Genomic DNA, 25741 nt, shown 5'->3' on the forward strand with positions numbered 1-25741 from the left:
GGCCGCAAAACTATTGACTGTGGCCCGCAAGCTAAAAGGTAAAAATAAAAGACCGTTATTTATCGTTTGGATTAAGGGCCGCTGTCAACCGTTGCTGCACTTCCTGCTGGAGCACATTATTAAGAGCACGCCGGTCGGCGGTCGCGATTATAAATAAATCTTCTACTCGCTCACCAATTGTCGTAATTCTCGCCCCGTAGAGCGAAATTCCCAGGTCCGCGAACACTTCACCGACCCTGGCAAGCAGGCCTGGCTGATCGAGCGCAATCAGCTCAAGAAAGGTTCGCCTGTCGGTATGGGTGGGCAGGAAGTTGACCTCGGTATCCACGGTAAAGTGGCGCAATTTTGCCGACTGGCGGCGAGGCTGCGGCGGCTGCCAGCTGGTCTGGGTTATCGCCTGCTCGAGACTGTGGCGAATAATATTATGCCGGTCAATGGAGAGCGGGCTACCGTCCGGCTCGAGCACGATAAAGGTGTCCATCGCCATGCCGTCGCGGGTGGTAAAGATTTGCGCATCGTGAACGCTAAGGTTGCGCCTGTCCAGCTCTGCACAAACGGCGGCAAACAGGTAAGGCCTGTCCGGGCTCCAGATAAATATCTCTGTCCCGCCGCGCGTCGCCTGCGGGCTAAGCAGGATCAGCGGCTGGGTGAGATCGTGCTTGAGCAGATGGCGGGCGTGCCAGGCAATCTGGTTCGGCGTGTGGCGCACAAAGTAGTTGGCACGGCAGCGCGCCCAGATGTGGTGCAGAGCCTCTTCGTTAATATTGTCCATGCGCAGCAAAGCCAGCGCCTGAAGCTGGTGGTGACGTACGCGCTCGCGCATATCCGGGCTGTTTTGCATCCCACGGCGCAGCTGTTTCTCTGTGGCAAAATAGAGCTCGCGCAGCAGGCTTTGCTTCCAGCTGTTCCACAGCGTTTCGTTGGTGGCGCAAATATCGGCGACCGTCAGGCAGACGAGGTAGCGCAGTCGGTTTTCCGTCTGAACTTCTTCGGCAAATTGCTTGATGACTTCAGGATCCTGAATATCGCGGCGCTGGGCGGTGACAGACATCAGCAGATGCTGGCGAACCAGCCAGGCGACGAGCTGGGTTTCCCGCGAGTTCAGGCCATGAAGCTCTGCAAATTTCAGCACATCCTGTGCGCCGAGAACCGAGTGATCTCCGCCTCGCCCTTTGGCGATATCGTGGAACAGAGCGGCTATCAGGATCAGCTCAGGGTGCGAAAGACGCGGCCAGAGATCGACGCAAAGCGGGTGTTTGGCCCGCGTTTCTTCCTTCGCGAAGCTTTCCAGTTTTTGCAGGACACGAATGGTGTGCTCATCCACCGTGTAGGCGTGGAACAGGTCGAACTGCATCTGGCCGACGATGTGCGACCATTGAGGCATATAAGCCCACAGCACGCTGTGGCGATGCATCGGCACCAGAGCACGACTTACCGCGCCGGGGTGGCGGAGCATCACAAGGAATAGCTCTCGCGCCTCCGGGATGTAGCACAGCGGCTGCGTGAGGTGGCGGCGGGCATGGCGCAGATGGCGCAGCGTGGTTGAATAAATGCCGGTTATCTCGCGGTTGCGCACCATCATGTAGAACATGCGCAGAATCGCCTGCGGCTCGCGCATGAACAGCGTTTCATCGCGAAGGTCGATAAGCGTGCCGCGCAGCTGGAAGTCATCGTCCAGAGGGCGAGGCTTCTCGCTGGCGTCCAGCGCCAGGATGGCTTCGTCAAACAGCTGCAACAGCATTTGGTTTAACTCGCCGACTCGCCGCGTCACGCGGTAGAAGTCCTTCATCATACGTTCGACCGGCTCGTTGCCTTCACCGCTGTAGTGCAGGCGCTGGGCAACGCTAAGCTGGCGGTCAAACAGCAGGCGGTTATCGTAGCGATTCACTTCAAGATGCAGCGCAAAGCGAATGCGCCACAGCAGATGCTGGCACTCGTCCAGCTCTTTGCGCTCGGCTTCGGTTAAGAAACCAAAATCGACCATTTCGCCCATCGACGTTGCGCCGAAGTGGCGGCGCGCCACCCATTGCAGGGTATGAATATCGCGCAGGCCGCCGGGGCTGCTTTTAATGTCCGGTTCGAGATTGTAGCTGGTGCCGTGGTAGCGCTGGTGGCGCTCGTTTTGCTCTTCGACCTTGGCGGCAAAGAACTTGGCCGAGGGCCAGAAGCCCTCGCTAAAAATATGTTTTTGCAGTTCGAGGAACAGGGCAACGTCGCCTATCAGCAGGCGCGACTCGATAAGGTTGGTGGCAACCGTCAGGTCTGAAAGGCCTTCAAGCAGGCACTCTTCCAGGGTGCGTACGCTGTGGCCGACTTCCAGCTTAACGTCCCATAGCAGGGTCAGCAGTTCGCCGATTTTCTGCGCCTGGGCATCGGTCAGGCGTTTGCGGCTGAGGATCAGCAGGTCGATATCCGAAAGCGGGTGCAGTTCGGCGCGACCATAGCCGCCAACCGCAACCAGTGCGGCTTCCGGCACTTCAGCAAAACCGTAGACAATCCACAGCCGCTGTAGCAACTGGTCGATAAATTCGGTGCGTGCCTCAATCAGCCGCTCGGCTGAAATGCCGCTGTCGAAGGCGGCGCCCAGCCACTTTTGAAAAGTGTCTAAATGCGACTTGATACTGGCGCAATTAAGCTCGGCTTCCTGCCAACTGTTGGGATAATCCGGCTGGCCGGAAATCTCGGGTTCCGTGGTGTTGGCAAACTGCTCTGGTAAACCTGGACTCATTGTGCGCTACCCATAAAAAAAGCCGGCTCGGGGCCGGCTTAGATTGCTGACTGACGTCAGGGCATCATTCGTTATGCGAAATCACGTTGGGGATGGTGTCATCCTTACGCAGCGTCATAATCTCGCAGCCGTTCTCAGTCACCACAATAGTATGCTCGTATTGAGCAGACAAGCTGCGATCTTTGGTTTTCACCGTCCAGCCGTCTTTCATGGTGCGAATGCGGTAATCACCGGCGTTTACCATCGGTTCGATGGTGAAGGTCATGCCCGGCTGGAGCACCACGCCGCCGTCGTCTGCATCATAGTGCAGCACCTGCGGTTCTTCGTGGAATACGCGACCAATGCCGTGGCCACAGTATTCACGCACCACGGAGAAACCTTCGGCTTCAACAAACTTCTGAATCGCCGCGCCAAGCGTGCGCAGACGGATGCCGGGCTTCACCATACGCAGGGCCAGGTAGAGGCTTTCCTGAGTGATGCGGCACAGGCGTTCGCCGAGAATGGTTGGCTTGCCGACGATAAACATCTTCGAGGTGTCGCCGTGGTACTCGTCTTTAATGACCGTCACGTCGATATTGACGATGTCGCCGTCTTTCAGCGCTTTTTCATCGTCCGGGATGCCGTGGCAAACCACTTCGTTAATGGAGATACAAACGGATTTCGGGAAGCCGTGGTAGCCCAGACAGGCGGAAATAGCCTGCTGCTCGTTGACGATGTAGTCATTACAGATGCGATCCAGCTCGCCGGTAGTGATGCCCGGTTTAACGTGGGGTTCGATCATTTCCAGCACTTCGGCAGCCAGGCGGCCGGCGACGCGCATTTTTTCGATTTCTTCAGGTGTTTTAATTGAAATAGCCATATCAGGTCCGCAGATGTCGAGCTTGTCGACATGAATTAAGCAGGGAAGTGACGTAATGGTATCAGGGGGCGCGACTTCCTGCCAAATTGAGAATCATTGAGCGAGCAGAACGGCAACAACTATTGGAGTCCTGACGCCGTTTATGGTATAAAGCGCGCCGGACTTGTATTCCGATTTTTCGGGTACAGCCAAACACTCTCACTTTGTGTAAATAACACACACGTATCGACACATATTCCGGGGTGCCCTTTGGGGTCGGTAATATGGGATACGTGGAGGCATAACCCCATACTTTTATAGAGGTTTTAAAACATGGCTACTGTTTCCATGCGCGACATGCTCAAGGCTGGTGTTCACTTCGGTCACCAGACCCGTTACTGGAACCCGAAAATGAAGCCTTTCATCTTCGGCGCACGTAACAAAGTTCACATCATCAACCTTGAGAAAACTGTACCAATGTTCAACGAAGCTCTGGCTGAACTGAACAAGATTGCTTCTCGCAAAGGTAAAATCCTTTTCGTTGGTACTAAGCGCGCTGCAAGCGAAGCGGTGAAAGAGTCTGCTAACAGCTGCGATCAGTTCTTCGTGAACCATCGCTGGTTGGGTGGCATGCTGACTAACTGGAAAACCGTTCGTCAGTCCATCAAACGTCTGAAAGACCTGGAAACTCAGGCTCAAGACGGTACTTTCGACAAGCTGACTAAGAAAGAAGCGCTGATGCGCACTCGTGAGCTGGACAAGCTGGAAAACAGCCTGGGCGGTATCAAAGACATGGGCGGCCTGCCGGACGCACTGTTTGTAATCGATGCCGATCACGAGCACATCGCTATCAAAGAAGCAAACAACCTGGGTATCCCGGTATTTGCTATCGTTGATACCAACTCTGATCCGGACGGTGTTGACTTCGTTATCCCTGGTAACGACGATGCTATCCGTGCTGTTAGCCTGTACCTGGGCGCTGTAGCTGCAACCGTTCGTGAAGGCCGTTCTCAGGATCTGGCTTCCCAGGCGGAAGAAAGCTTCGTAGAAGCAGAATAATAAGGCACGCTCGTCAGAGCCCTTATTTAACCAGGTAGTATCTAGTTTGGTTAGGGGCCTTTTTATGGCCCCTTTTTCACTTTTAAGTCTGTTTGGCCACCGTGCCGGGCAGGCAACATCTCCGAGGATTTTAGAATGGCTGAAATTACCGCATCCCTGGTAAAAGAGCTGCGTGAGCGTACTGGCGCTGGCATGATGGATTGTAAAAAAGCGCTGACCGAAGCCAACGGCGACATCGAGCTGGCAATCGAGAACATGCGTAAATCCGGTGCTATCAAAGCAGCTAAAAAAGCAGGCAACGTTGCTGCTGACGGCGTGATCATCACTAAGATCAACGGCAACTACGGCGTGATTCTGGAAGTTAACTGCCAGACCGACTTCGTTGCTAAAGACGGCGGCTTCCAGGCATTTGCTAACAAAGTTCTGGACGCAGCAGTTGCTGGCAAAATCACCGACGTTGAAGTTCTGAAAGCGCAGTTCGAAGAAGAGCGCGTTGCACTGGTTGCTAAAATCGGTGAGAACATCAACATCCGTCGCGTTTCTTCCCTGGAAGGCGACGTTCTGGGTTCTTACCAGCACGGCGCGCGTATCGGTGTTCTGGTTGCAGCTAAAGGCGCTGATGAAGAGCTGGTTAAACAGCTGGCAATGCACATTGCTGCAAGCAAGCCTGAGTTCGTTAAGCCAGAAGACGTTTCTGCAGAAGTTGTAGAGAAAGAATACCAGGTTCAGCTGGACATCGCGATGCAGTCCGGTAAGCCGAAAGAAATCGCAGAGAAAATGGTTGAAGGCCGCATGAAGAAATTCACCGGCGAAGTTTCTCTGACCGGCCAGCCGTTCGTAATGGACCCAAGCAAAACCGTTGCTCAGCTGCTGAAAGAGCATAACGCTGACGTCACTAACTTCATCCGCTTCGAAGTGGGTGAAGGTATCGAGAAAGTTGAGACTGACTTCGCAGCAGAAGTTGCTGCCATGTCCAAGCAGTCTTAATGGTTTAAAAGGAACCGCCAACCGGCGGTTCCTTTTTATCCAGCCTCATAAATTCAGCCGTCTCCTATAGGCAACTGGCTGAAATGCGACAGAATGTCGCCAGAATTATCCATCCCCCATTCGTTGACTGTTCTCAGGAAAGAAACATGGCTACCAATGCAAAACCCGTCTACAAACGCATTCTGCTCAAATTGAGCGGCGAAGCTCTGCAAGGTACAGAAGGCTTCGGTATTGACGCGAGTATTCTGGACCGTATGGCTCAGGAAATTAAAGAACTGGTGGAACTTGGCATTCAGGTCGGGGTGGTAATCGGCGGCGGTAACTTATTCCGTGGTGCTGGTCTTGCAAAAGCCGGTATGAACCGCGTCGTGGGCGACCACATGGGCATGCTGGCGACCGTAATGAACGGACTGGCGATGCGTGATGCGCTCCACCGCGCCTATGTGAACGCCCGCCTGATGTCCGCTATTCCACTGAATGGCGTTTGCGATAACTACAGCTGGGCAGAGGCCATCAGCCTGCTGCGCGCTAACCGTGTCGTTATCCTCGCAGCCGGTACCGGCAACCCGTTCTTCACCACCGACTCCGCAGCCTGCCTGCGCGGGATCGAAATTGAAGCGGACGTTGTGCTGAAAGCAACCAAAGTTGACGGCGTATTTACCGCCGATCCGGTTAAAGATCCAACTGCGACACTGTACGAGCAGCTGACCTACACCGAAGTTCTGGATAAAGAGCTGAAAGTCATGGATCTTGCCGCCTTCACCCTTGCTCGCGACCACAAACTGCCGATCCGCGTGTTCAATATGAACAAGCCGGGTGCGCTGCGCCGTGTGGTAATGGGTGAGAAAGAAGGCACTTTAATCACTGAATAATTTCAGTCGCCCTTTAATCAGGGTAAGATTTGGCTTTATCTACAGCCAGGAATAAACAGGGCTATACTTAGCCTGCGGCTATCGTTGCCGCAGATGATAAGCGTGGTCTGCCTTAAACCAGTTTTCAAGGATTCGTAACGTGATTAGCGATATCAGAAAAGATGCTGAAGTGCGTATGGATAAATGCGTCGAAGCATTCAAAAACCAAATCAGCAAAATCCGCACCGGCCGCGCTTCTCCAAGCCTGCTGGACGGCATTGTCGTGGAATATTACGGCACGCCAACTCCGCTGCGTCAGCTGGCCAGCGTCACCGTAGAAGATACCCGTACCCTGAAGATCAACGTTTTCGATCGTTCCCTGGGCCCGGCAGTTGAAAAAGCGATCATGGCTTCTGACCTGGGTCTTAACCCAAGCTCAGCGGGCACCGATATTCGCGTTCCGCTGCCTCCGCTGACTGAAGAACGTCGTAAAGATCTGATCAAGATCGTACGTGGCGAAGCCGAAGGCGCTCGTGTTGCCGTGCGTAACGTTCGCCGTGACGCTAACGACAAAGTTAAAGCCCTGCTGAAAGACAAAGAGATCAGCGAAGATGATGATCGTCGTTCCCAGGATGACGTTCAGAAACTGACTGATGCAGCCATTAAGAAAGTGGATGCGGCTCTGTCTGAAAAAGAAGCCGAGCTGATGCAGTTCTAATCCACCCTCTGGTGGATAATACGCCGCACAGTAAGCCCTCGCGTGAAGCGTGGCGTTTGCTGAGCGGCGTTTTGCTTTGATAAACACAGAGCAAAGGCGTAGACAATACGCCCCCGTCGCCGCAAACTAATGCGTCATTAATCCCTCATTTTACGACCCTGAGTAACTCATGAAGCAGCTCACTATTCTTGGATCCACCGGCTCTATTGGCGTCAGTACGCTGAGCGTCGTTCGTCATAATCCTGAAAAATTTGCCGTAACCGCCCTGGTGGCCGGTAGCAACGTTGGGAAAATGGTCGAGCAATGTCTGGAGTTCTCGCCGCGCTTTGCGGTCATGGCCAGTGAGCAGGCCGCTTCTGAATTGCGTCGCCAGTTGAAAGAGCAGGGCAGTAAAACCGAGGTGTTGGCCGGTTCGCAGGCGGCATGTGAAGTTGCCGCGCTGAATGAAGTTGACCAGGTAATGGCCGCTATTGTTGGCGTTGCAGGTCTCCCCTCTACGCTCGCCGCTATCTCTGCGGGTAAGCAGGTGCTGCTGGCGAACAAAGAGTCGCTCATCACCTGCGGGCGGCTGTTTATGGAAGCCGTTGCCCGCAGCAAAGCGCAGTTATTGCCGATAGACAGCGAACATAACGCTATTTTTCAGAGTTTGCCGGAAACAATTCAGCAGAACCTGGGATACGCTAGCCTCGAAGATAATGGCGTATCGTCCATTATTCTCACCGGATCGGGTGGTCCGTTCCGGGAAACGGCGTATGCCGAACTGGCCGCAATGACGCCTGACCAGGCATGCAGCCACCCGAACTGGTCGATGGGACGCAAAATCTCCGTTGATTCGGCCACCATGATGAATAAAGGTCTCGAATATATTGAAGCGCGTTGGTTATTCAACGCCTCTGCGGCACAGATGGAAGTGCTGATTCATCCGCAGTCGGTTATCCATTCAATGGTTCGCTACCGTGACGGTAGCGTGCTGGCACAGCTTGGCGCACCGGATATGCGTACGCCAATTGCCCATGCGATGGCCTATCCTGCCCGCGTATCATCGGGCGTTGAGGCACTCGATTTTTGTAAAATCGGCACGCTGACTTTCATGGAGCCGGACTTTAAGCGCTACCCATGCCTGAAGCTCGCTATCGATGCCTGCGCGCAGGGGCAGGCGGCTACCACGGCGCTGAATGCGGCAAACGAAGTTGTGGTTGAAGCTTTCCTTAATCAGCAGGTGCGTTTCACCGATATCGCAGTGCTAAACCGCAGCGTGCTTGAGCAAATGAACTTAACCGAACCGCAAAGCGTGGAAGAGGTGCTGAGTGTCGATGCAATCGCTCGTGAAATAGCCAAAAAACAAGTGATGCACCTCGCAAGCCGGTGATAATTCATGCGGCCGACGTACCGCCATTTGTTCACTTTGTGCTTCAGTGATATAGTCTGCGCCACTTAATCGTCAGATGTGACTGAAGGTTAGGTGGAGAGCCGTGTCACAGCACGGCTTTTTTATGCGAAAGGCTTCAGTATTCCTGAGTACCGCTTAATTCTTTTCAGGGAATCATTACGCGTTATGTTGTCTGCTAATCAACAATTAAGCGAATCCTCACCTGCTCATGGCGCTCGCCATGTTGCCATTATTATGGATGGCAATGGCCGCTGGGCTAAGCGACAGGGGAAAATGAGGGTTTTCGGTCATAAAGCCGGGGCAAAGTCGGTTCGCCGCGCTGTTAGTTTTGCAGCCAATAACGGCATCGATGCGCTGACGCTTTACGCTTTTAGTAGCGAAAACTGGAATCGCCCGGCTCAGGAAGTGACCGCGTTGATGGAGCTTTTTGTGTGGGCATTGGACAGTGAAGTCAAAAGCTTACACCGTCATAATGTCCGCTTACGGGTAATCGGCGATACCAGTCGGTTCAACTCACGCCTGCAAGAACGTATCAAAAAAGCTGAAGCACTGACCGGTGAAAATACCGGTTTGACGCTGAATATCGCCGCGAATTATGGCGGGCGTTGGGATATTATTCAGGGAGTGCGACAACTTGCGTCGCAGGTGCAGGAAGGCTTATTGCGCCCTGACCAAATAGATGAAGACCTGCTCGGTCAGCAGATCTGCATGCATGAACTGGCTCCCGTTGATTTAGTAATTAGGACAGGGGGAGAACATCGCATCAGTAACTTTCTCATCTGGCAAATTGCCTATGCTGAACTTTATTTTACCGATGTTCTTTGGCCTGATTTCGATGAACAAGACTTTGAAGGTGCACTAAATGCTTTTGCAAACCGAGAGCGTCGTTTTGGTGGCACAGCACCTGGTGGTGAATAAGCCTGTTGGGGGTCGCTTTTGCTGAAGTATCGCCTGATTTCCGCATTTATTATGATTCCTGTTGTCATCGCGGCGCTGTTTTGGCTGCCGCCGGTAGGATTCGCGATTGCGACACTGGTTATCTGCATGCTGGCTGCATGGGAGTGGGGGCAACTGGCTGGTTTCGTTGCTCGTTCACAGCGCGTTTGGCTGGCCGTACTGTGCGGCCTGCTGCTTGCAGTAATGCTCATTACGCTGCCTGAATACCGCCATTCGGTGCATCTCCCGGTGATAGAAGTATCGCTTTGGGCATCACTTATCTGGTGGGTTGCGGCGCTGCTGTTGGTGCTATTTTATCCCGCTTCTGCGGCACTCTGGCGCAATTCTAAGCCGATCCGTCTGGTCTTCGGCCTGTTGACGATTATCCCCTTTTTCTGGGGAATGGTGGCGCTGCGCAGCTGGCATTATGATATCAACCACTACAGCGGCTCCGTGTGGCTACTGTATGTGATGGTGCTGGTATGGGGCGCGGATTCCGGTGCTTATGTCTTCGGCAAGATGTTTGGTAAGCATAAGCTGGCACCGAAAGTGTCCCCGGGTAAAACCTGGCAGGGCTTTATTGGCGGGCTGGCTACATCCGCAGTTATTTCCCTGCTGTTTGGCATGTGGGCGAATCTGAATGTTGCGCCAGCTGTTCTGCTAACCTGTTCCATCGTTGCCGCGCTGGCCTCGGTTTTGGGTGATTTAACCGAGAGCATGTTTAAGCGTGAGGCCGGTATTAAAGATAGTGGTCACTTGATCCCCGGACATGGTGGTATTCTTGACCGCATTGACAGTCTGACAGCGGCGGTGCCGGTGTTTGCCTGTCTGCTGCTTCTGGTATTCAGGACGATTTAACGGAAGGTTTTATGCTGAGCATACTCTGGAATTTGGCTGCGTTTATTGTTGCACTGGGTGTTTTAATTACCGTGCACGAGTTTGGTCATTTTTGGGTTGCTCGCCGCTGCGGCGTTCGTGTTGAACGCTTCTCCATCGGCTTTGGTAAGGCGCTGTGGCGCCGTACCGACCGCCAGGGCACGGAGTTTGTCATTGCTCTTATCCCGCTGGGCGGCTACGTCAAAATGCTGGATGAACGCGTTGAGCCGGTCATCCCGGAAATGCGTCACGCCGCGTTCAACAACAAAACGGTTTCTCAGCGAGCGGCAATCATCGCTGCGGGGCCGGTTGCCAATTTTATCTTCGCTATCTTTGCTTACTGGCTGGTCTTTATTATCGGCGTCCCGAGCCTGCGCCCGGTGATCGGCGAAATAACCCCCAACTCTATCGCCGCCGAAGCACAAATTGCGGCGGGTATGGAACTAAAAGCGATAGATGGCATCGAAACGCCTGACTGGGATGCTGTTCGTTTGGCCTTGGTCGGCAAAATTGGCGATGCCAGCGCGCGGGTTTCTTATGCCCCGTTTGGCACCAATCAGACGCATGATGTGACCCTCGATCTGCGTAACTGGCAGTTTGAGCCAGACAAGCAGGATCCGGTAACATCACTCGGGTTTAAGCCTCGCGGTGCGCAGATTGAAAATGTGCTGGATGAAGTCCAGCCGCAGTCGGCAGCAAGTAAAGCGGGTTTGCAAGCCGGAGACAGGATCGTTAAAGTCAACGGTCAGCCGCTCCTTCAGTGGAGTACGTTTGTTAACCTGGTGCGCGATAACCCAGGGCAGGCGCTGGCCGTCCAGATTGAAAGGCAGGGGAGTTCCTTGTCTTTGACGCTGATACCGGATACAAAACCGGGTAAAGCGAAGGCCGAAGGGTTCGCAGGGGTAGTGCCAAAAATTATCCCGCTGCCTGATGAGTATAAGACAGTGCGTCAGTATGGGCCGTTTACCGCTGTAGCAGAAGCCACGGATAAAACCTGGCAACTGATGAAGCTGACGGTCAACATGCTGGGGAAATTAATAACCGGTGATGTAAAACTGAACAACCTCAGTGGGCCAATCTCCATAGCTCAAGGGGCAGGTATGTCGGCGGAATACGGGTTGATTTACTTCCTGATGTTCCTGGCGCTTATCAGCGTCAATTTAGGGATTATCAATCTGTTTCCACTGCCCGTCCTTGACGGCGGACACCTGCTCTTTTTGGCGGTTGAGAAACTGAAGGGCACACCGGTTTCCGAGCGAGTTCAGGACTTCAGTTATCGCATTGGCTCAATCCTGCTGGTGCTGTTAATGGGGCTTGCACTTTTCAATGATTTCTCTCGTTTATAGAGAGAATTAGGTTAGGAAGAACGCATAACAACGATGGCGATGAAAAAGCTCCTCATAGCGTCGCTGCTGTTTAGCAGCGCCACCGTATACGGTGCAGACGGGTTCGTGGTGAAAGACATTCATTTCGAAGGCCTGCAGCGAGTCGCCGTCGGTGCGGCCCTCCTCAGTATGCCGGTACGCCCAGGCGATACCGTCTCTGACGAGGATATCAGTAATACTATCCGTGCTCTGTTTGCCACCGGCAACTTCGAAGACGTGCGGGTTCTGCGTGATGGCAATACGCTGCTGGTGCAGGTCAAAGAGCGCCCAACCATTGCCAGCATCACTTTCTCCGGTAACAAGTCGGTGAAAGATGACATGCTCAAGCAGAACCTCGAAGCCTCCGGCGTTCGTGTGGGTGAATCTCTCGATCGCACCACTTTGGGCGACATCGAGAAAGGGCTGGAAGACTTCTACTACAGCGTCGGTAAATACAGCGCCAGCGTGAAAGCAGTGGTTACGCCGCTGCCGCGTAACCGTGTTGACCTGAAACTGGTATTCCAGGAAGGCGTTTCCGCGAAGATCCAGCAGATCAACATCGTCGGTAACCACGCGTTTACTACCGATGAGCTGATCTCCCACTTCCAGCTGCGCGATGAAGTGCCGTGGTGGAACGTGGTTGGCGATCGCAAATACCAGAAGCAGAAGCTGGCCGGGGATCTCGAGACCCTGCGCAGCTACTATCTGGATCGCGGCTATGCGCGTTTCAACATCGACTCCACGCAGGTTAGCCTGACGCCGGATAAGAAAAGCATTTATGTGACGATTAACATCACCGAAGGCGAGCAGTACAAAATCGCCGGCGTGGATGTGAAAGGCAACCTGGCGGGCCACTCTGCGGAAATCGAGAGCCTGACCAAGCTGAAGCCTGGTGAGCTGTATAACGGCACCAAAGTCACCAAAATGGAAGACGACATTAAGAAACTACTGGGCCGCTATGGTTACGCGTATCCGCGCGTACAGACTCAGCCGGAAATTAATGACGCCGATAAGACCGTTAAACTGCACGTAAACGTCGACTCAGGTAACCGTTACTACGTTCGTAAAATCCGTTTCGAAGGCAACGACACCAGTAAAGATTCCGTTCTGCGCCGTGAAATGCGCCAGATGGAAGGCGCATGGCTGGGGAGCAACCTGGTTGACTCCGGTAAAGAGCGTCTGAACCGTCTGGGCTACTTCGAAACCGTAGATGTGGATACTCAGCGTGTGCCGGGCAGCCCGGACCAGGTTGACGTAGTCTATAAGGTGAAAGAGCGTAACACCGGTAGCTTCAACTTCGGCGTCGGTTACGGCACTGAAAGCGGCGTGAGCTTCCAGGTTGGCGTTCAGCAGGATAACTGGCTGGGTACAGGTTACTCCGTCGGCATCAGCGGCACCAAAAACGACTACCAGACCTACGCAGAACTCTCGGCCACCGACCCGTACTTCACGGTTGACGGCGTGAGCCTCGGCGGCCGTATTTTCTATAACGACTTTAAAGCTGACGATGCGGACCTGTCTGACTACACCAACAAAAGCTATGGCGTAGACAGTACGCTGGGCTTCCCGGTGAACGAATACAATACGCTGCGCCTTGGTCTCGGCTATGTGCATAACGACCTGTCGAATATGCAGCCGCAGATAGCGATGTGGCGTTACCTGGATTCTGTGGGTCAGCACCCGAATATGAACGCCAATGACAACAGTTTCTCGGCGGACGACTTCACTCTGAACTATGGTTGGACATACAACAACCTTGACCGCGGTTACTTCCCAACCGACGGTTCTCGCGTCAACCTGAATGGTAAAGTGACCATTCCAGGATCTGATAACGAGTTCTATAAAGTGACGTTAGATACGGCGAGCTACTTCCCTATCAACGACGATCACACCTGGGTGGTGCTGGGTCGTACCCGTTGGGGTTATGGCGATGGTTTAGGCGGTAAAGAGCTGCCGTTCTACGAGAACTTCTACGCCGGTGGTTCCAGTACCGTGCGTGGCTTCCAGTCGAACAACATCGGCCCGAAAGCGGCTTACTTTGGCCCTAACCAACGTAACTGCGGAACTGGTGAGGTGTGTAACTCTAACGATGCGGTGGGCGGTAACGCCATGGGTGTTGCCAGCCTCGAGCTGATTACCCCGACGCCGTTCCTGAGCGAGAAGTATTCGAATTCTGTTCGTACCTCTCTGTTCGTTGATGCGGGTACCGTTTGGGATACCAAATGGGAAAATACCGCAGCAACCAGAGCGGCCGGTATACCTGACTACAGCACGCCGAGTAACATCCGTATGTCTGCAGGTATCGCATTGCAGTGGATGTCTCCTCTGGGGCCGCTGGTGTTCTCTTATGCCCAGCCGTATAAGAAATATGATGGAGACAAGGCAGAGCAATTCCAGTTTAACATTGGTAAAACCTGGTAATTGTTCCGCGCGAAGGAACGCAACAGCAGTGTAGCGTAGCGCCCGTTAGCCGCTTAGCAGTTCGCGGGTGCTCGCAAAAAACAGTGTCTTCGGACACCTATGGGATGGTAAGGAGTTAATTGTGAAAAAGTGGTTAGTTGCCGCAGGTCTCGGGATTGCTATGGTTGCTTCAGCCGGCGCTCAGGCTGCCTCCAGCATCGCAGTAGTTAATATGGGCAACCTGTTCCAACAGGTGGCACAAAGCACCGGCGTTTCTAAAACCCTGGAAAACGAGTTCAAAGGCCGCGCCGGTGAACTGCAGGGCATGGAAAACGATCTGCAATCCAAAATGCAGCGTCTGCAGCGCGATGGTTCAACCATGAAAGCTTCAGATCGCAGCAAAATGGAAAAAGACGTGATGGCTCAGCGCCAGGCGTTCTCTCAAAAAGCACAGGCTTTTGAGCAAGATCGCAACCGTCGCTCCAACGAAGAGCGTGGCAAACTGGTTACTCGTATCCAGGCTGCCGTGAAGAAAGTTGCTGACGACAAAGGTTATGATGTTGTTCTGGATGCAAACACCGTTGCCTATTCCGGTAACGATGTAAAAGACATCACTGCAGACGTTCTGAAACAGGTTAAATAAGTAATGCCTTCGATTCGACTGGCTGAATTAGCCCAGCAGTTGGATGCAGAATTGCACGGTGATGGCGATATCGTCATCACCGGCGTCGCATCTATGCAAACCGCCCAGGCGGGCCATATCACGTTCATGGTTAACCCTCGCTATCGTGAACAGCTGGCGGCTTGCCAGGCTTCTGCCGTCGTGATGACCGAAGCCGATCTTCCTCATGCTAAAAGCGCAGCTCTGGTAGTGAAGAATCCCTATCTGACCTATGCACGCATGGCACAAATTCTTGATACCACGCCTCAGCCGGCGCGTGACATCGCCCCGAGTGCGGTGGTTGACGCTTCAGCGAAGCTGGGTAATAACGTTTCTATCGGCGCGAACGCCGTTATCGAGTCCGGCGTTGAGCTGGGCGATAACGTAGTGATTGGCGCTGGATGCTTTATTGGTAAAAATACCAAAATCGGCGCGGGTAGCCGCCTGTGGGCCAATGTCTCCATTTATCACGAGATTGAAATCGGTGCCCAGTGCCTGATTCAGTCCAGCACCGTGATTGGATCTGACGGCTTTGGCTACGCCAACGATCGCGGCAATTGGGTGAAAATCCCCCAGCTTGGCCGCGTCATCATTGGCGATCGCGTTGAGATTGGTGCCTGCACAACCATTGACCGCGGTGCGCTGGATGACACGATTATCGGCAATGGTGTTATCATTGATAACCAGTGCCAGATTGCACATAACGTCGTGATTGGCGACAATACCGCAGTTGCTGGCGGCGTCATCATGGCTGGCAGCCTGAAAATCGGGCGTTACTGCATGATTGGCGGCGCAAGCGTGATTAACGGCCATATGGAAATCTGTGACAAGGTGACCGTGACCGGAATGGGAATGGTGATGCGTCCTATCACCGAGCCTGGCGTTTATTCCTCGGGCATCCCGTTGCAGCCAAACAAAGCGTGGCGTAAAACCGCTGCCCTGGTGATGAACATCGATGAAATGAGCAAACGCTTAAAATCCATCGAACGTAAGGTCAATCAACAAGACTGACCGTCGCCTGCCCCGCGCTGCCGTGCTTACCGGCCATAAGGGCCGAAGCGCGAAGCCGCGCGATTTGATTTGCGGCCTGCTGGCTTTCTTTCGATAGCCGCAGGCCGTGTTATTATTGTCATTTAGAATATTTAGACAGGAAGAGTATTTTGACTACTGACACTCATACTCTGCACATTGAAGAGATTTTAGAGCTTCTGCCGCACCGTTACCCGTTCTTGCTGGTTGACCGCGTGCTGGATTTTGAAGAAGGTCGTTTTCTGCGCGCAGTAAAAAATGTCTCCGTTAACGAGCCATTTTTCCAGGGCCACTTCCCTGGCAAGCCAATCTTCCCGGGCGTACTAATCCTGGAAGCGATGGCGCAAGCTACCGGTATTCTGGCGTTTAAAAGCGTCGGCAAACTTGAGCCGGGCGAACTGTATTACTTTGCCGGTATCGATGAAGCGCGCTTCAAGCGCCCTGTAGTGCCTGGCGATCAAATGGTTATGGAAGTGACCTTTGAGAAAACTCGCCGTGGTCTGACGCGTTTCAAAGGCGTTGCGACCGTTGACGGAAAAATTGTCTGCGAAGCAACCATGATGTGCGCGCGCAGCCGGGAGGCATAATACGTGATTGATAAATCCGCCTTTATTCATCCAACAGCTATCGTGGAAGAGGGTGCCGTTATCGGTGCCAACGTCCATATTGGTCCGTTTTGTATCGTGGGTCCAAATGTTGAAATCGGCGAAGGCACGGTGCTGAAATCTCACGTTGTCGTGAATGGCCATACTAAAATTGGCCGCGACAATGAGATCTATCAGTTCGCGTCCATCGGCGAAGTTAACCAGGATCTTAAATATGCGGGTGAACCTACTCGCGTGGAAATTGGCGATCGCAACCGCATTCGCGAAAGCGTCACTATCCACCGTGGTACGGTACAAGACGCTGGATTAACGAAGGTGGGCAGCGATAACCTGCTGATGGTTAATGCGCACGTTGCGCATGATTGCCAGATTGGCGACCGCTGCATCCTCGCGAACAACGCTACGCTCGCGGGTCACGTACAAATCGGGGATTACGCCATCATTGGCGGGATGACCGCGGTGCATCAGTTCTGCATCATCGGTGCCCACGTTATGGTTGGCGGCTGTTCCGGCGTCGCTCAGGACGTTCCACCTTACGTTATCGCACAGGGCAACCATGCGACGCCGTTTGGCGTGAACATCGAAGGCCTGAAGCGTCGCGGTTTCAGCAAAGAGGCGCTGCACGCTATTCGTAACGCCTATAAACTCCTCTATCGCAGCGGCAAAACGCTTGAAGAGGCGAAGCCGGAAATCGCTGAGATTGCCGCTCAGCATCCGGAAGTGAACGCATTTGTTGAATTCTTTGCGCGCTCCACGCGCGGTCTGATTCGCTAAATGAAGCGTGGTCGTCCCCTCACGATTGCCCTGGTCGCCGGAGAAACTTCCGGCGATATTCTTGGCGCAGGTCTTATCCGCGAGCTGAAAGCCCGAGTCCCCGATGCCCGTTTTGTTGGCGTTGCCGGGCCGCTGATGCAGGCTGAAGGCTGTGAAGCCTGGTATGAGATGGAAGAGCTGGCGGTAATGGGCATTGTCGAAGTGCTTGGCCGCCTGCGCCGCCTGCTGCATATCCGTGCTGACCTGACCAAACGCTTTACCGAACTGCAGCCAGACGTCTTCGTCGGCATTGATGCGCCGGATTTCAATATCACCCTGGAAGGCAATCTCAAGAAGCAGGGGATCCGCACCATCCACTACGTCAGCCCGTCCGTTTGGGCATGGCGGCAAAAACGCGTTTTCAAAATTGGCAGAGCGACCGATCTGGTGCTGGCTTTTCTGCCTTTCGAAAAAGCGTTTTATGACCGGTTTAACGTACCCTGTCGCTTCATTGGGCACACCATGGCGGATGCCATGCCGCTCGACCCTGACAAAAACGCCGCCCGCGCGACGTTGGGTATAGCGCCTGAAGCAAAATGCCTCGCACTGCTGCCCGGCAGCCGTGGTGCTGAAGTCGAAATGCTCAGCGCTGACTTCCTGCGTACCGCGCAGCTGCTGCGCAAACGCTGGCCGGAGCTGGAAGTTGTGGTGCCGCTGGTTAACGCGAAGCGCCGCGAGCAGTTTGAAAAAATCAAAACCGAAGTTGCCCCCGAGTTGCACGTTCACCTGCTGGACGGCAAGGCTCGTGAGGCGATGATCGCCAGCGACGCGGCGCTGCTTGCCTCAGGCACGGCTGCTCTGGAGTGTATGTTGGCGAAATGCCCGATGGTTGTGGGTTACCGCATGAAGCCATTCACCTTCTGGCTGGCAAAGCGCCTGGTGAAAACAGACTACGTTTCGCTGCCTAACCTGCTGGCCGGGCGTGAGCTGGTGAAAGAGCTGCTGCAAAATGAATGTGAACCTATCGCTCTTGCGGCCGCGCTTGCGCCGCTGCTTGAAGACGGTGCGGTCAGCCATCAGGTGCACGAAACCTTCCGCGATTTGCATCAGCAGATCCGTTGTAACGCGGATAAGCAGGCGGCGGACGCCGTGCTGGAGCTGGCTCAATGATGGAATTTATCTACCCCCACACGCATCTGGTCGCCGGGGTTGACGAAGTAGGCCGCGGGCCGCTTGTTGGTGCCGTTGTTACCGCTGCGGTTATCCTTGATCCGGCAAAACCCATCGTCGGCCTGGCGGACTCGAAAAAATTATCAGAAAAGCGCCGTCTGGCGCTGTATGACGAGATTGTTGAGAAAGCGCTGAGCTGGAGCCTTGGGCGAGCCGAGCCGGAAGAGATAGACCAGCTCAATATTCTGCATGCGACAATGCTGGCGATGCAGCGTGCCGTTGCGGGCCTCCATATCATGCCAGAATATGTGTTGATCGACGGCAACCGCTGTCCGGCGCTGCCGGTGCCGTCTCTGGCGGTGGTAAAAGGCGATAGCCGGGTTGCGGAAATTAGCGCGGCGTCAATACTTGCCAAAGTCACGCGTGACCGCGAAATGGCAGAGCTGGACATAAGCTTCCCGCAGTACGGTTTCGCTCAACACAAGGGCTACCCAACCGCTTTTCATCTTGAGAAGCTTGCCGAGCATGGCGCGACCGAGCATCATCGCCGCAGCTTTGCCCCTGTCAAACGCGCGCTTGGGCTGGTGTCCTGAGCCGCGAGTAGCTGATACAGAGTAATTGGTGAGAGATGGCTGAACCACGTTTCATTCACCTTCGGGTGCACAGTGACTATTCCATGATTGATGGGCTGGCAAAAACCGGGCCGCTGGTAAAAAAAGCCGCGGCGCTGGGGATGCCTGCCATCGCTATCACCGACTTCACCAACCTGTGCGGGCTGGTGAAATTCTACGGTGCCGGCCACGGCGCCGGCATTAAGCCGATCATTGGCGCAGATTTTAACGTTGCCAGCGAGCTTCTGGGCGACGAGTTAAGCCATTTGACGGTGCTGGCCTCCAATAACGAAGGCTACCAGAACCTTACCTTGCTGATTTCTCGCGCCTATCAGCGCGGCTACGGAGCTGCGGGCCCGATTATCGACCGCGACTGGTTGATTGAGCTTGGTGAAGGGTTGATCCTGCTCTCCGGCGGGCGTATGGGAGATATCGGCAAAAGCCTGTTGAGAGGAAACCAGCCGCTGGTCGATCAGTGTCTGGCGTTCTACCAGCAGCATTTTGCCGATCGCTTCTATCTGGAACTGATACGTACCGGTCGTCCTGATGAAGAAAGTTATCTTCACGCGGCGGTGGCGCTGGCCGATGAACGAGGCTTGCCGGTCGTGGCAACCAATGACGTTCGTTTTCTCGAGCCGGGTGATTTCGACGCGCACGAAATTCGTGTCGCTATCCACGACGGCTTCACGCTGGACGATCCTAAACGCCCGCGAAATTACTCGACCCAGCAGTACATGCGCAGCGAAGATGAGATGTGCGAGCTGTTCTCGGACATCCCGGAAGCGCTGGAAAACAGCGTGGAAATCGCCAAACGCTGTAACGTGACCGTACGTCTGGGCGAATACTTCCTGCCGCAGTTCCCGACCGGTGAAATGAGCACCGAAGACTTCCTGGTAATGAAGTCCAAAGAGGGGCTGGAAGAGCGTCTCGAGTTCCTGTTCCCGGACCCCGAAGTCCGCGCGGAAAAACGCCCTGAATACGACGAACGTCTGGATATCGAGCTTCAGGTTATCAACCAGATGGGCTTCCCTGGCTACTTCCTGATCGTTATGGAGTTTATCCAGTGGTCGAAGGATAACGGCGTGCCGGTAGGGCCGGGGCGCGGTTCCGGTGCCGGCTCGCTTGTTGCGTATGCGTTGAAAATCACCGACCTCGATCCGCTGGAATTCGACCTGCTGTTCGAACGCTTCCTGAACCCTGAACGTGTTTCGATGCCCGACTTCGACGTCGACTTCTGCATGGAAAAACGCGACCAGGTTATCGACCACGTTTCGGAGATGTACGGCCGCGAGGCGGTTTCTCAGATAATCACCTTCGGCACCATGGCGGCGAAAGCGGTAATCCGCGACGTAGGCCGCGTGCTGGGGCACCCTTACGGCTTTGTCGATCGTATCTCCAAGCTGATCCCACCCGATCCGGGTATGACACTGGCCAAGGCGTTCGAAGCCGAACCTCAGCTACCTGAGATCTACGAAGCCGACGAAGAAGTTAAAGCGCTTATCGATATGGCGCGTAAGCTGGAAGGCGTCACGCGTAACGCCGGTAAGCACGCAGGGGGCGTGGTTATCGCCCCGACCAAAATTACCGATTTTGCGCCGCTTTACTGTGACGATCAGGGCCAGCATCCGGTCACCCAGTTTGACAAAAACGACGTTGAATATGCCGGCCTGGTGAAGTTCGACTTCCTCGGCCTGCGTACGCTGACGATCATCGACTGGGCGTTGAAAATGATTAACCCGCGTCGGGCTAAACAGGGGCTGGAGCCGATCGATATCGCCGCCATCCCGCTCGACGATAAGAAAAGCTTCGACATGCTGCAACGCTCGGAAACCACGGCGGTATTCCAGCTTGAATCGCGCGGCATGAAAGACCTGATTAAGCGCCTGCAGCCCGACTGCTTCGAAGACATGATTGCCCTGGTGGCCCTGTTCCGCCCCGGCCCGTTACAGTCGGGGATGGTAGATAACTTTATCGACCGTAAGCATGGCCGCGAAGCTATCTCTTACCCGGATGTTCAGTGGCAGCATGAATGTCTGAAGCCGGTTCTGGAGCCGACTTACGGCATCATTCTGTACCAGGAACAGGTGATGCAGATTGCCCAGGAGCTTTCTGGTTATACCCTCGGCGGCGCGGATATGCTGCGTCGTGCAATGGGTAAGAAAAAACCGGAAGAGATGGCCAAGCAGCGCGGCACCTTCGAAGAGGGGGCGAAGAAGAACGGCGTCGACGGCGAGCTGGCGATGAAGATCTTCGACCTGGTAGAGAAATTTGCCGGGTACGGTTTTAACAAATCCCACTCCGCCGCCTATGCTTTGGTTTCCTACCAGACGCTGTGGCTGAAGGCGCACTATCCCGCCGAGTTTATGGCGGCGGTAATGACCGCGGATATGGACAACACCGAGAAAGTTGTTGGTCTGGTGGACGAGTGCTGGCGCATGGGGCTGAAGGTTCTGTCGCCGGATATTAACTCCGGTCTTTATCATTTCCACGTCAATGACGATGGGGAAATTGTGTACGGCATCGGCGCGATTAAAGGCGTGGGTGAAGGGCCGATTGAAGCCATCATCGAAGCGCGTAACCAGGGCGGGCATTTCCTCGACCTGTTTGATCTTTGCGCGCGCTCCGATGTTAAAAAGCTCAACCGCCGGATACTGGAAAAACTGATTATGTCCGGGGCGTTTGACCGCCTCGGGCCGCACCGCGCGGCGCTGATGAACGCCCTGGGCGATGCCTTGAAGGCAGCCGATCAGCACGCGAAAGCCGAAGCCATTGGCCAGGCCGATATGTTTGGCGTGCTGGCCGAAGAGCCTGAACAGGTTGAGAAGTCGTATGCCAGCGTCATTCCCTGGCCCGATCAGGTGGTGCTGGAGGGCGAGCGTGAAACCCTGGGTCTGTACCTTACCGGCCACCCAATCAACCAGTACCTGAAAGAAATTGAGCGCTATGTCGGCGGCATGCGCCTGAAAGAGATGCACCCGACAGAACGTGGTAAAATGACCACGGCTGCGGGTCTGGTGATTGCTTCGCGAGTTATGGTCACCAAGCGGGGCAATCGCATCGGCATCTGTACGCTGGATGACCGTTCTGGTCGTCTGGAAGTGATGTTATTCACAGATGCGCTAGAAAAATACCAGCATCTGCTGGAAAAAGACCGTATCCTGATCGTTAGCGGACAGGTCAGCTTTGATGACTTCAGCGGAGGGCTTAAAATGACGGCCCGCGAGCTGATGGACATCGACGAAGCCCGTGAAAAGTACGCGCGTGGGCTTGCTATCTCGCTGACGGACAGGCAAATTGATGACCAGCTTTTAAACCGTCTCCGTCAGTCTCTGGAACCCCATCGTTCGGGGACAATTCCAGTACATCTCTACTATCAGAGGGCGGATGCACGCGCTCGATTGCGCTTTGGCGCAGCGTGGCGTGTTTCCCCTAGCGATCGGTTACTTAACGATTTGCGCACGCTGATTGGTTCGGAGCAGGTGGAACTGGAGTTTGACTAAAACAGGAATATTATGAGTCTGAATTTCCTTGATTTCGAACAGCCGATTGCAGAGCTGGAAGCGAAAATCGATTCCCTGACGGCCGTTAGCCGCCAGGACGAAAAACTGGATATTAATCTGGATGAAGAAGTGCAGCGTCTGCGCGAGAAAAGCGTTGAGCTGACCCGCAAGATCTTCGCTGATTTAGGCGCATGGCAGATTGCGCAACTGGCGCGTCACCCGCAGCGCCCGTACACCCTGGATTATTTGCGTCTCGCTTTTGACGAGTTTGACGAGCTTGCGGGCGACCGCGCCTATGCCGACGATAAAGCTATCGTTGGCGGTACCGCTCGTCTGGACGGCCGCCCGGTGATGATCATTGGTCATCAGAAAGGGCGTGAAACTAAAGAGAAAATCCGCCGTAACTTCGGTATGCCTGCTCCCGAAGGCTACCGCAAAGCGCTGCGTTTGATGGAAATGGCCGAGCGTTTCAACATGCCGATCATTACCTTCATCGACACGCCGGGGGCATACCCGGGCGTTGGCGCCGAAGAGCGCGGCCAGTCGGAAGCGATTGCCCGTAACCTGCGTGAAATGTCTCGCCTGAAGGTGCCGGTTATCTGCACCGTGATTGGCGAAGGCGGCTCCGGCGGCGCGCTGGCTATCGGCGTGGGCGACAAAGTGAACATGCTGCAGTACAGCACCTATTCGGTTATCTCCCCGGAAGGCTGTGCTTCTATTCTGTGGAAAAGTGCCGATAAAGCGCCGCTCGCGGCAGAAGCGATGGGCATTATTGCCCCGCGTCTGAAAGAGCTGAAGCTTATCGACACCGTTATCCCGGAACCGCTCGGCGGTGCGCACCGCAACCCGGAAGTGATGGCTGCTTCCCTGCGTGCTCAGCTGCTGGCGGACCTGGCCGATCTCGACGTGTTGAACAAAGAAGAGTTGTTAAACCGTCGTTACCAGCGTCTGATGAGCTACGGTTACGCTTGAATAAAGGGTAAACAATAGCGATAAGGGTCGGATTTTCCGGCCCTTTTTTTATTTATCGCTTCATGGAAAATCGCATTGCGCTATGCTTAGCAAAGTATATTTTCCAGGAGGTGAATATTGAATACGATTGCAGTCATGGGGCCGCACGGCGTTTTTTACAAAGACGAGCCTATCAGGGAGCTGCATCGCGCCCTGGAGCTACAAGGCTTTCAGCTGATTTACCCGACCAACAGCACCGACCTCCTCAAGCTGATTGAGCACAACCCGCGTATCTGCGGCGTGGTGTTTGACTGGGACGAATACAGCCTTGATTTATGCAGTGAAATTAACCTGCTGAACGAAAACCTGCCGCTGTACGCCTTTATCAATACCCACTCTTCGCTGGACGTCAGCGTTAACGAAATGCGCATGGCGCTGTGGTTCTTCGAGTATGCGTTGAGCGCCGCCGACGACATCGCCCTGCGCATTCGCCAGTACACCGCTGAGTATCTCGACACCATTACGCCACCGCTGACCAAAGCGCTTTTTACCTATGTGAAGGAAGGGAAATATACCTTCTGCACGCCGGGTCACATGGCGGGAACCGCTTACCAGAAAAGCCCGATTGGCTGTCTGTTCTACGATTTCTTTGGCGGCAACACGCTGAAGGCTGATGTCTCTATCTCGGTGACGGAGCTGGGGTCGCTGCTCGACCATACCGGGCCACATCTTGAGGCGGAAGAGTACATCGCCCGTACCTTTGGCGCCGAGCAAAGCTACATGGTGACTAACGGCACCTCGACCTCCAACAAAATCGTCGGCATGTATGCTGCGCCTTCCGGCAGCACTATTCTGGTGGATCGCAATTGCCACAAATCGCTCACGCACCTGCTGATGATGACCAACCTGGTGCCAATCTGGCTGAAGCCGACGCGAAACGCATTGGGGATCCTTGGCGGTATTCCTCAGCGCGAATTTATGCGGGAAAATATCGAAAAGAAAGTGGCCGCAACGCCTGACGCCCAATGGCCGGTACATGCGGTGATCACCAACTCCACCTACGATGGCCTGCTGTACAACACCGAATTTATCAAACAGACGCTGGATGTTCCGTCGATTCATTTTGACTCCGCATGGGTGCCTTATACCAACTTCCACCCAATCTATCAGGGTAAAAGCGGTATGAGCGGCGAACGCGTGCCGGGGAAAGTGATTTATGAAACGCAGTCTACCCACAAGCTGCTGGCGGCCTTTTCACAGGCTTCGCTGATCCATATTAAAGGCGATTACAGCGAAGAGACTTTTAACGAAGCCTACATGATGCACACCACGACTTCTCCGAGCTACCCGCTGGTGGCGTCGATAGAAACGGCGGCGGCCATGCTGCGTGGTAACACCGGCAAGCGTTTGATTAACCGCTCCGTAGAGCGGGCGCTTCATTTCCGTCGTGAAGTGCAGCGTCTGCGTGAAGAGTCGGAAGACTGGTTCTTCGATATCTGGCAGCCGGAAAGTATTGATGAAGCGCAGTGCTGGCCTATTGCGCCGGGTGAAGAAGACTGGCACGGTTTCCGTGATGCCGATACGGATCATATGTATCTTGATCCTATCAAGGTTACGATCCTTACGCCGGGTATGAGCGAGCTGGGTGAAATGGCAGAGGAGGGGATCCCGGCCGCGCTAGTGGCGAAGTTCCTCGACGAGCGCGGCGTGGTGGTTGAGAAAACCGGGCCGTACAACCTGCTGTTTCTGTTCAGCATTGGCATTGATAAAACCAAGGCGCTAAGCCTGCTGCGCGGGCTGACCGAGTTTAAGCGCTCATACGATCTCAACCTGCGGGTGAAAAACATGCTGCCGGATCTCTACGCAGAAGATCCCGACTTCTATCGCAACATGCGTATTCAGACGCTGGCGCAGGGTATCCATAAGCTTATCAAGCAGCATAATTTGCCCGACCTGATGCTGCGGGCGTTCGACGTGCTGCCGGAAATGAGAATGACGCCGCATGAAGCCTGGCAGCAGCAGGTGAAGGGCAATGTTGAAACGGTAGAGATTGAAGAGTTGCTGGGGCGCGTGTCGGCCAACATGATCCTGCCTTATCCTCCCGGCGTGCCGGTCGTGATGCCTGGGGAAGTTATTACCAAACAGAGCCGCGCGGTGCTCGACTTCCTGCTGATGCTTTGCTCGGTGGGTGAGCATTACCCCGGTTTTGAAACAGATATTCATGGCGCAAAACTCGGCGACGATGGGATCTACAGGGTACGAGTCTTAAAAGAGGCCTGAGTGCTTGATTTGCAATGAAGCGGTGTTACCGTGC

General features: G+C 54.4%; 20 protein-coding genes. 18 read left to right on the forward strand and 2 right to left on the reverse strand.

Annotation, left to right across the window (positions count from 1 at the left end; all coding sequences use genetic code 11):
- Positions 1-55: 55 nt before the first annotated feature.
- Complete coding sequence (glnD, locus tag HMPREF0201_RS02870) at positions 56-2728, reverse strand: bifunctional uridylyltransferase/uridylyl-removing protein GlnD (protein ID WP_016534962.1); 2673 nt, start codon at positions 2726-2728, stop codon at positions 56-58.
- 64 nt (positions 2729-2792) lie between these two features.
- Positions 2793-3587: a type I methionyl aminopeptidase gene (gene map / locus HMPREF0201_RS02875; RefSeq protein WP_016534963.1), complete on the reverse strand. Its 795-nt coding sequence runs from the start codon at positions 3585-3587 to the stop codon at positions 2793-2795.
- 312 nt (positions 3588-3899) lie between these two features.
- Here map and rpsB point away from each other — a divergent pair, with 312 nt between their 5' ends.
- From rpsB to HMPREF0201_RS02965, 18 genes are all read left to right on the forward strand, one after another.
- On the forward strand, positions 3900-4625 hold the full coding sequence (rpsB, locus tag HMPREF0201_RS02880) for a 30S ribosomal protein S2 (RefSeq protein ID WP_016534964.1): 726 nt from the start codon (positions 3900-3902) through the stop codon (positions 4623-4625).
- A gap of 135 nt (positions 4626-4760) precedes the next feature.
- Positions 4761-5612, forward strand: a complete 852-nt coding sequence (gene tsf, locus HMPREF0201_RS02885) for a translation elongation factor Ts (protein ID WP_016534965.1) — start codon at positions 4761-4763, stop codon at positions 5610-5612.
- Between the two features lie 146 nt (positions 5613-5758).
- The gene (gene pyrH, locus HMPREF0201_RS02890; RefSeq protein WP_039897929.1) at positions 5759-6484 is read left to right on the forward strand and encodes a UMP kinase; all 726 of its coding nucleotides are present in this window, start codon (positions 5759-5761) and stop codon (positions 6482-6484) included.
- A 139-nt stretch (positions 6485-6623) separates the two neighbouring features.
- Complete coding sequence (gene frr, locus HMPREF0201_RS02895) at positions 6624-7181, forward strand: ribosome recycling factor (RefSeq protein WP_039897930.1); 558 nt, start codon at positions 6624-6626, stop codon at positions 7179-7181.
- Positions 7182-7350: 169 nt separating this feature from the next.
- A complete protein-coding gene (gene ispC, locus HMPREF0201_RS02900) occupies positions 7351-8550 on the forward strand; it encodes a 1-deoxy-D-xylulose-5-phosphate reductoisomerase (RefSeq protein WP_016534968.1) in 1200 nt (399 codons plus the stop codon).
- Positions 8551-8736: 186 nt separating this feature from the next.
- Positions 8737-9489: a (2E,6E)-farnesyl-diphosphate-specific ditrans,polycis-undecaprenyl-diphosphate synthase gene (gene ispU / locus HMPREF0201_RS02905; protein ID WP_039897931.1), complete on the forward strand. Its 753-nt coding sequence runs from the start codon at positions 8737-8739 to the stop codon at positions 9487-9489.
- A gap of 18 nt (positions 9490-9507) precedes the next feature.
- Positions 9508-10365: a phosphatidate cytidylyltransferase gene (cdsA, locus tag HMPREF0201_RS02910; RefSeq protein WP_039897932.1), complete on the forward strand. Its 858-nt coding sequence runs from the start codon at positions 9508-9510 to the stop codon at positions 10363-10365.
- Between the two features lie 11 nt (positions 10366-10376).
- Positions 10377-11729 carry a sigma E protease regulator RseP gene (gene rseP, locus HMPREF0201_RS02915; RefSeq protein ID WP_016534971.1) on the forward strand — a complete coding sequence of 451 codons (1353 nt, stop codon included), beginning with the start codon at positions 10377-10379 and terminating at the stop codon, positions 11727-11729.
- 33 nt (positions 11730-11762) lie between these two features.
- Positions 11763-14168: an outer membrane protein assembly factor BamA gene (gene bamA / locus HMPREF0201_RS02920; RefSeq protein ID WP_016534972.1), complete on the forward strand. Its 2406-nt coding sequence runs from the start codon at positions 11763-11765 to the stop codon at positions 14166-14168.
- A 121-nt stretch (positions 14169-14289) separates the two neighbouring features.
- Positions 14290-14790, forward strand: coding sequence for a molecular chaperone Skp (gene skp / locus HMPREF0201_RS02925; RefSeq protein WP_039897933.1), 501 nt, complete (start codon positions 14290-14292; stop codon positions 14788-14790).
- Positions 14791-14793: 3 nt separating this feature from the next.
- Positions 14794-15819: a UDP-3-O-(3-hydroxymyristoyl)glucosamine N-acyltransferase gene (lpxD, locus tag HMPREF0201_RS02930; protein WP_016534974.1), complete on the forward strand. Its 1026-nt coding sequence runs from the start codon at positions 14794-14796 to the stop codon at positions 15817-15819.
- 149 nt (positions 15820-15968) lie between these two features.
- On the forward strand, positions 15969-16424 hold the full coding sequence (gene fabZ / locus HMPREF0201_RS02935; RefSeq protein ID WP_016534975.1) for a 3-hydroxyacyl-ACP dehydratase FabZ: 456 nt from the start codon (positions 15969-15971) through the stop codon (positions 16422-16424).
- 3 nt (positions 16425-16427) lie between these two features.
- Complete coding sequence (gene lpxA, locus HMPREF0201_RS02940; protein WP_016534976.1) at positions 16428-17216, forward strand: acyl-ACP--UDP-N-acetylglucosamine O-acyltransferase; 789 nt, start codon at positions 16428-16430, stop codon at positions 17214-17216.
- The gene (gene lpxB / locus HMPREF0201_RS02945) at positions 17217-18365 is read left to right on the forward strand and encodes a lipid-A-disaccharide synthase (protein ID WP_016534977.1); all 1149 of its coding nucleotides are present in this window, start codon (positions 17217-17219) and stop codon (positions 18363-18365) included.
- Positions 18362-18958 carry a ribonuclease HII gene (gene rnhB, locus HMPREF0201_RS02950; RefSeq protein WP_016534978.1) on the forward strand — a complete coding sequence of 199 codons (597 nt, stop codon included), beginning with the start codon at positions 18362-18364 and terminating at the stop codon, positions 18956-18958. Before lpxB ends, rnhB begins: the two co-directional genes overlap by 4 nt.
- A 35-nt stretch (positions 18959-18993) precedes the next feature.
- Positions 18994-22476: a DNA polymerase III subunit alpha gene (gene dnaE, locus HMPREF0201_RS02955; protein WP_016534979.1), complete on the forward strand. Its 3483-nt coding sequence runs from the start codon at positions 18994-18996 to the stop codon at positions 22474-22476.
- Positions 22477-22488: 12 nt separating this feature from the next.
- Entirely contained in the window at positions 22489-23448 is a 960-nt protein-coding gene (gene accA, locus HMPREF0201_RS02960) for an acetyl-CoA carboxylase carboxyl transferase subunit alpha (protein WP_016534980.1), read from the forward strand.
- 117 nt (positions 23449-23565) lie between these two features.
- Complete coding sequence (locus tag HMPREF0201_RS02965; RefSeq protein ID WP_039897934.1) at positions 23566-25707, forward strand: lysine decarboxylase LdcC; 2142 nt, start codon at positions 23566-23568, stop codon at positions 25705-25707.
- The last annotated feature ends 34 nt before the right edge of the window (positions 25708-25741 follow it).

The sequence above is a fragment of the Cedecea davisae DSM 4568 genome (assembly GCF_000412335.2).
Lineage (GTDB): Bacteria > Pseudomonadota > Gammaproteobacteria > Enterobacterales > Enterobacteriaceae > Cedecea > Cedecea davisae.

Excerpts from the sequence above, each read along its gene's own strand:
- rseP (WP_016534971.1), top strand. The coding sequence starts at position 10,377 with ATGCTGAGCATACTCTGGAATTTGGCTGCGTTTATTGTTGCACTGGGT.
- pyrH (WP_039897929.1), top strand. The coding sequence starts at position 5,759 with ATGGCTACCAATGCAAAACCCGTCTACAAACGCATTCTGCTCAAATTG.
- rpsB (WP_016534964.1), top strand. The coding sequence starts at position 3,900 with ATGGCTACTGTTTCCATGCGCGACATGCTCAAGGCTGGTGTTCACTTC.
- ispU (WP_039897931.1), top strand. The coding sequence starts at position 8,737 with ATGTTGTCTGCTAATCAACAATTAAGCGAATCCTCACCTGCTCATGGC.
- accA (WP_016534980.1), top strand. The coding sequence starts at position 22,489 with ATGAGTCTGAATTTCCTTGATTTCGAACAGCCGATTGCAGAGCTGGAA.
- ispC (WP_016534968.1), top strand. The coding sequence starts at position 7,351 with ATGAAGCAGCTCACTATTCTTGGATCCACCGGCTCTATTGGCGTCAGT.
- map (WP_016534963.1), bottom strand. The coding sequence starts at position 3,587 with ATGGCTATTTCAATTAAAACACCTGAAGAAATCGAAAAAATGCGCGTC.
- tsf (WP_016534965.1), top strand. The coding sequence starts at position 4,761 with ATGGCTGAAATTACCGCATCCCTGGTAAAAGAGCTGCGTGAGCGTACT.
- lpxB (WP_016534977.1), top strand. The coding sequence starts at position 17,217 with ATGAAGCGTGGTCGTCCCCTCACGATTGCCCTGGTCGCCGGAGAAACT.
- rnhB (WP_016534978.1), top strand. The coding sequence starts at position 18,362 with ATGATGGAATTTATCTACCCCCACACGCATCTGGTCGCCGGGGTTGAC.
- dnaE (WP_016534979.1), top strand. The coding sequence starts at position 18,994 with ATGGCTGAACCACGTTTCATTCACCTTCGGGTGCACAGTGACTATTCC.
- bamA (WP_016534972.1), top strand. The coding sequence starts at position 11,763 with ATGGCGATGAAAAAGCTCCTCATAGCGTCGCTGCTGTTTAGCAGCGCC.
- glnD (WP_016534962.1), bottom strand. The coding sequence starts at position 2,728 with ATGAGTCCAGGTTTACCAGAGCAGTTTGCCAACACCACGGAACCCGAG.
- lpxD (WP_016534974.1), top strand. The coding sequence starts at position 14,794 with ATGCCTTCGATTCGACTGGCTGAATTAGCCCAGCAGTTGGATGCAGAA.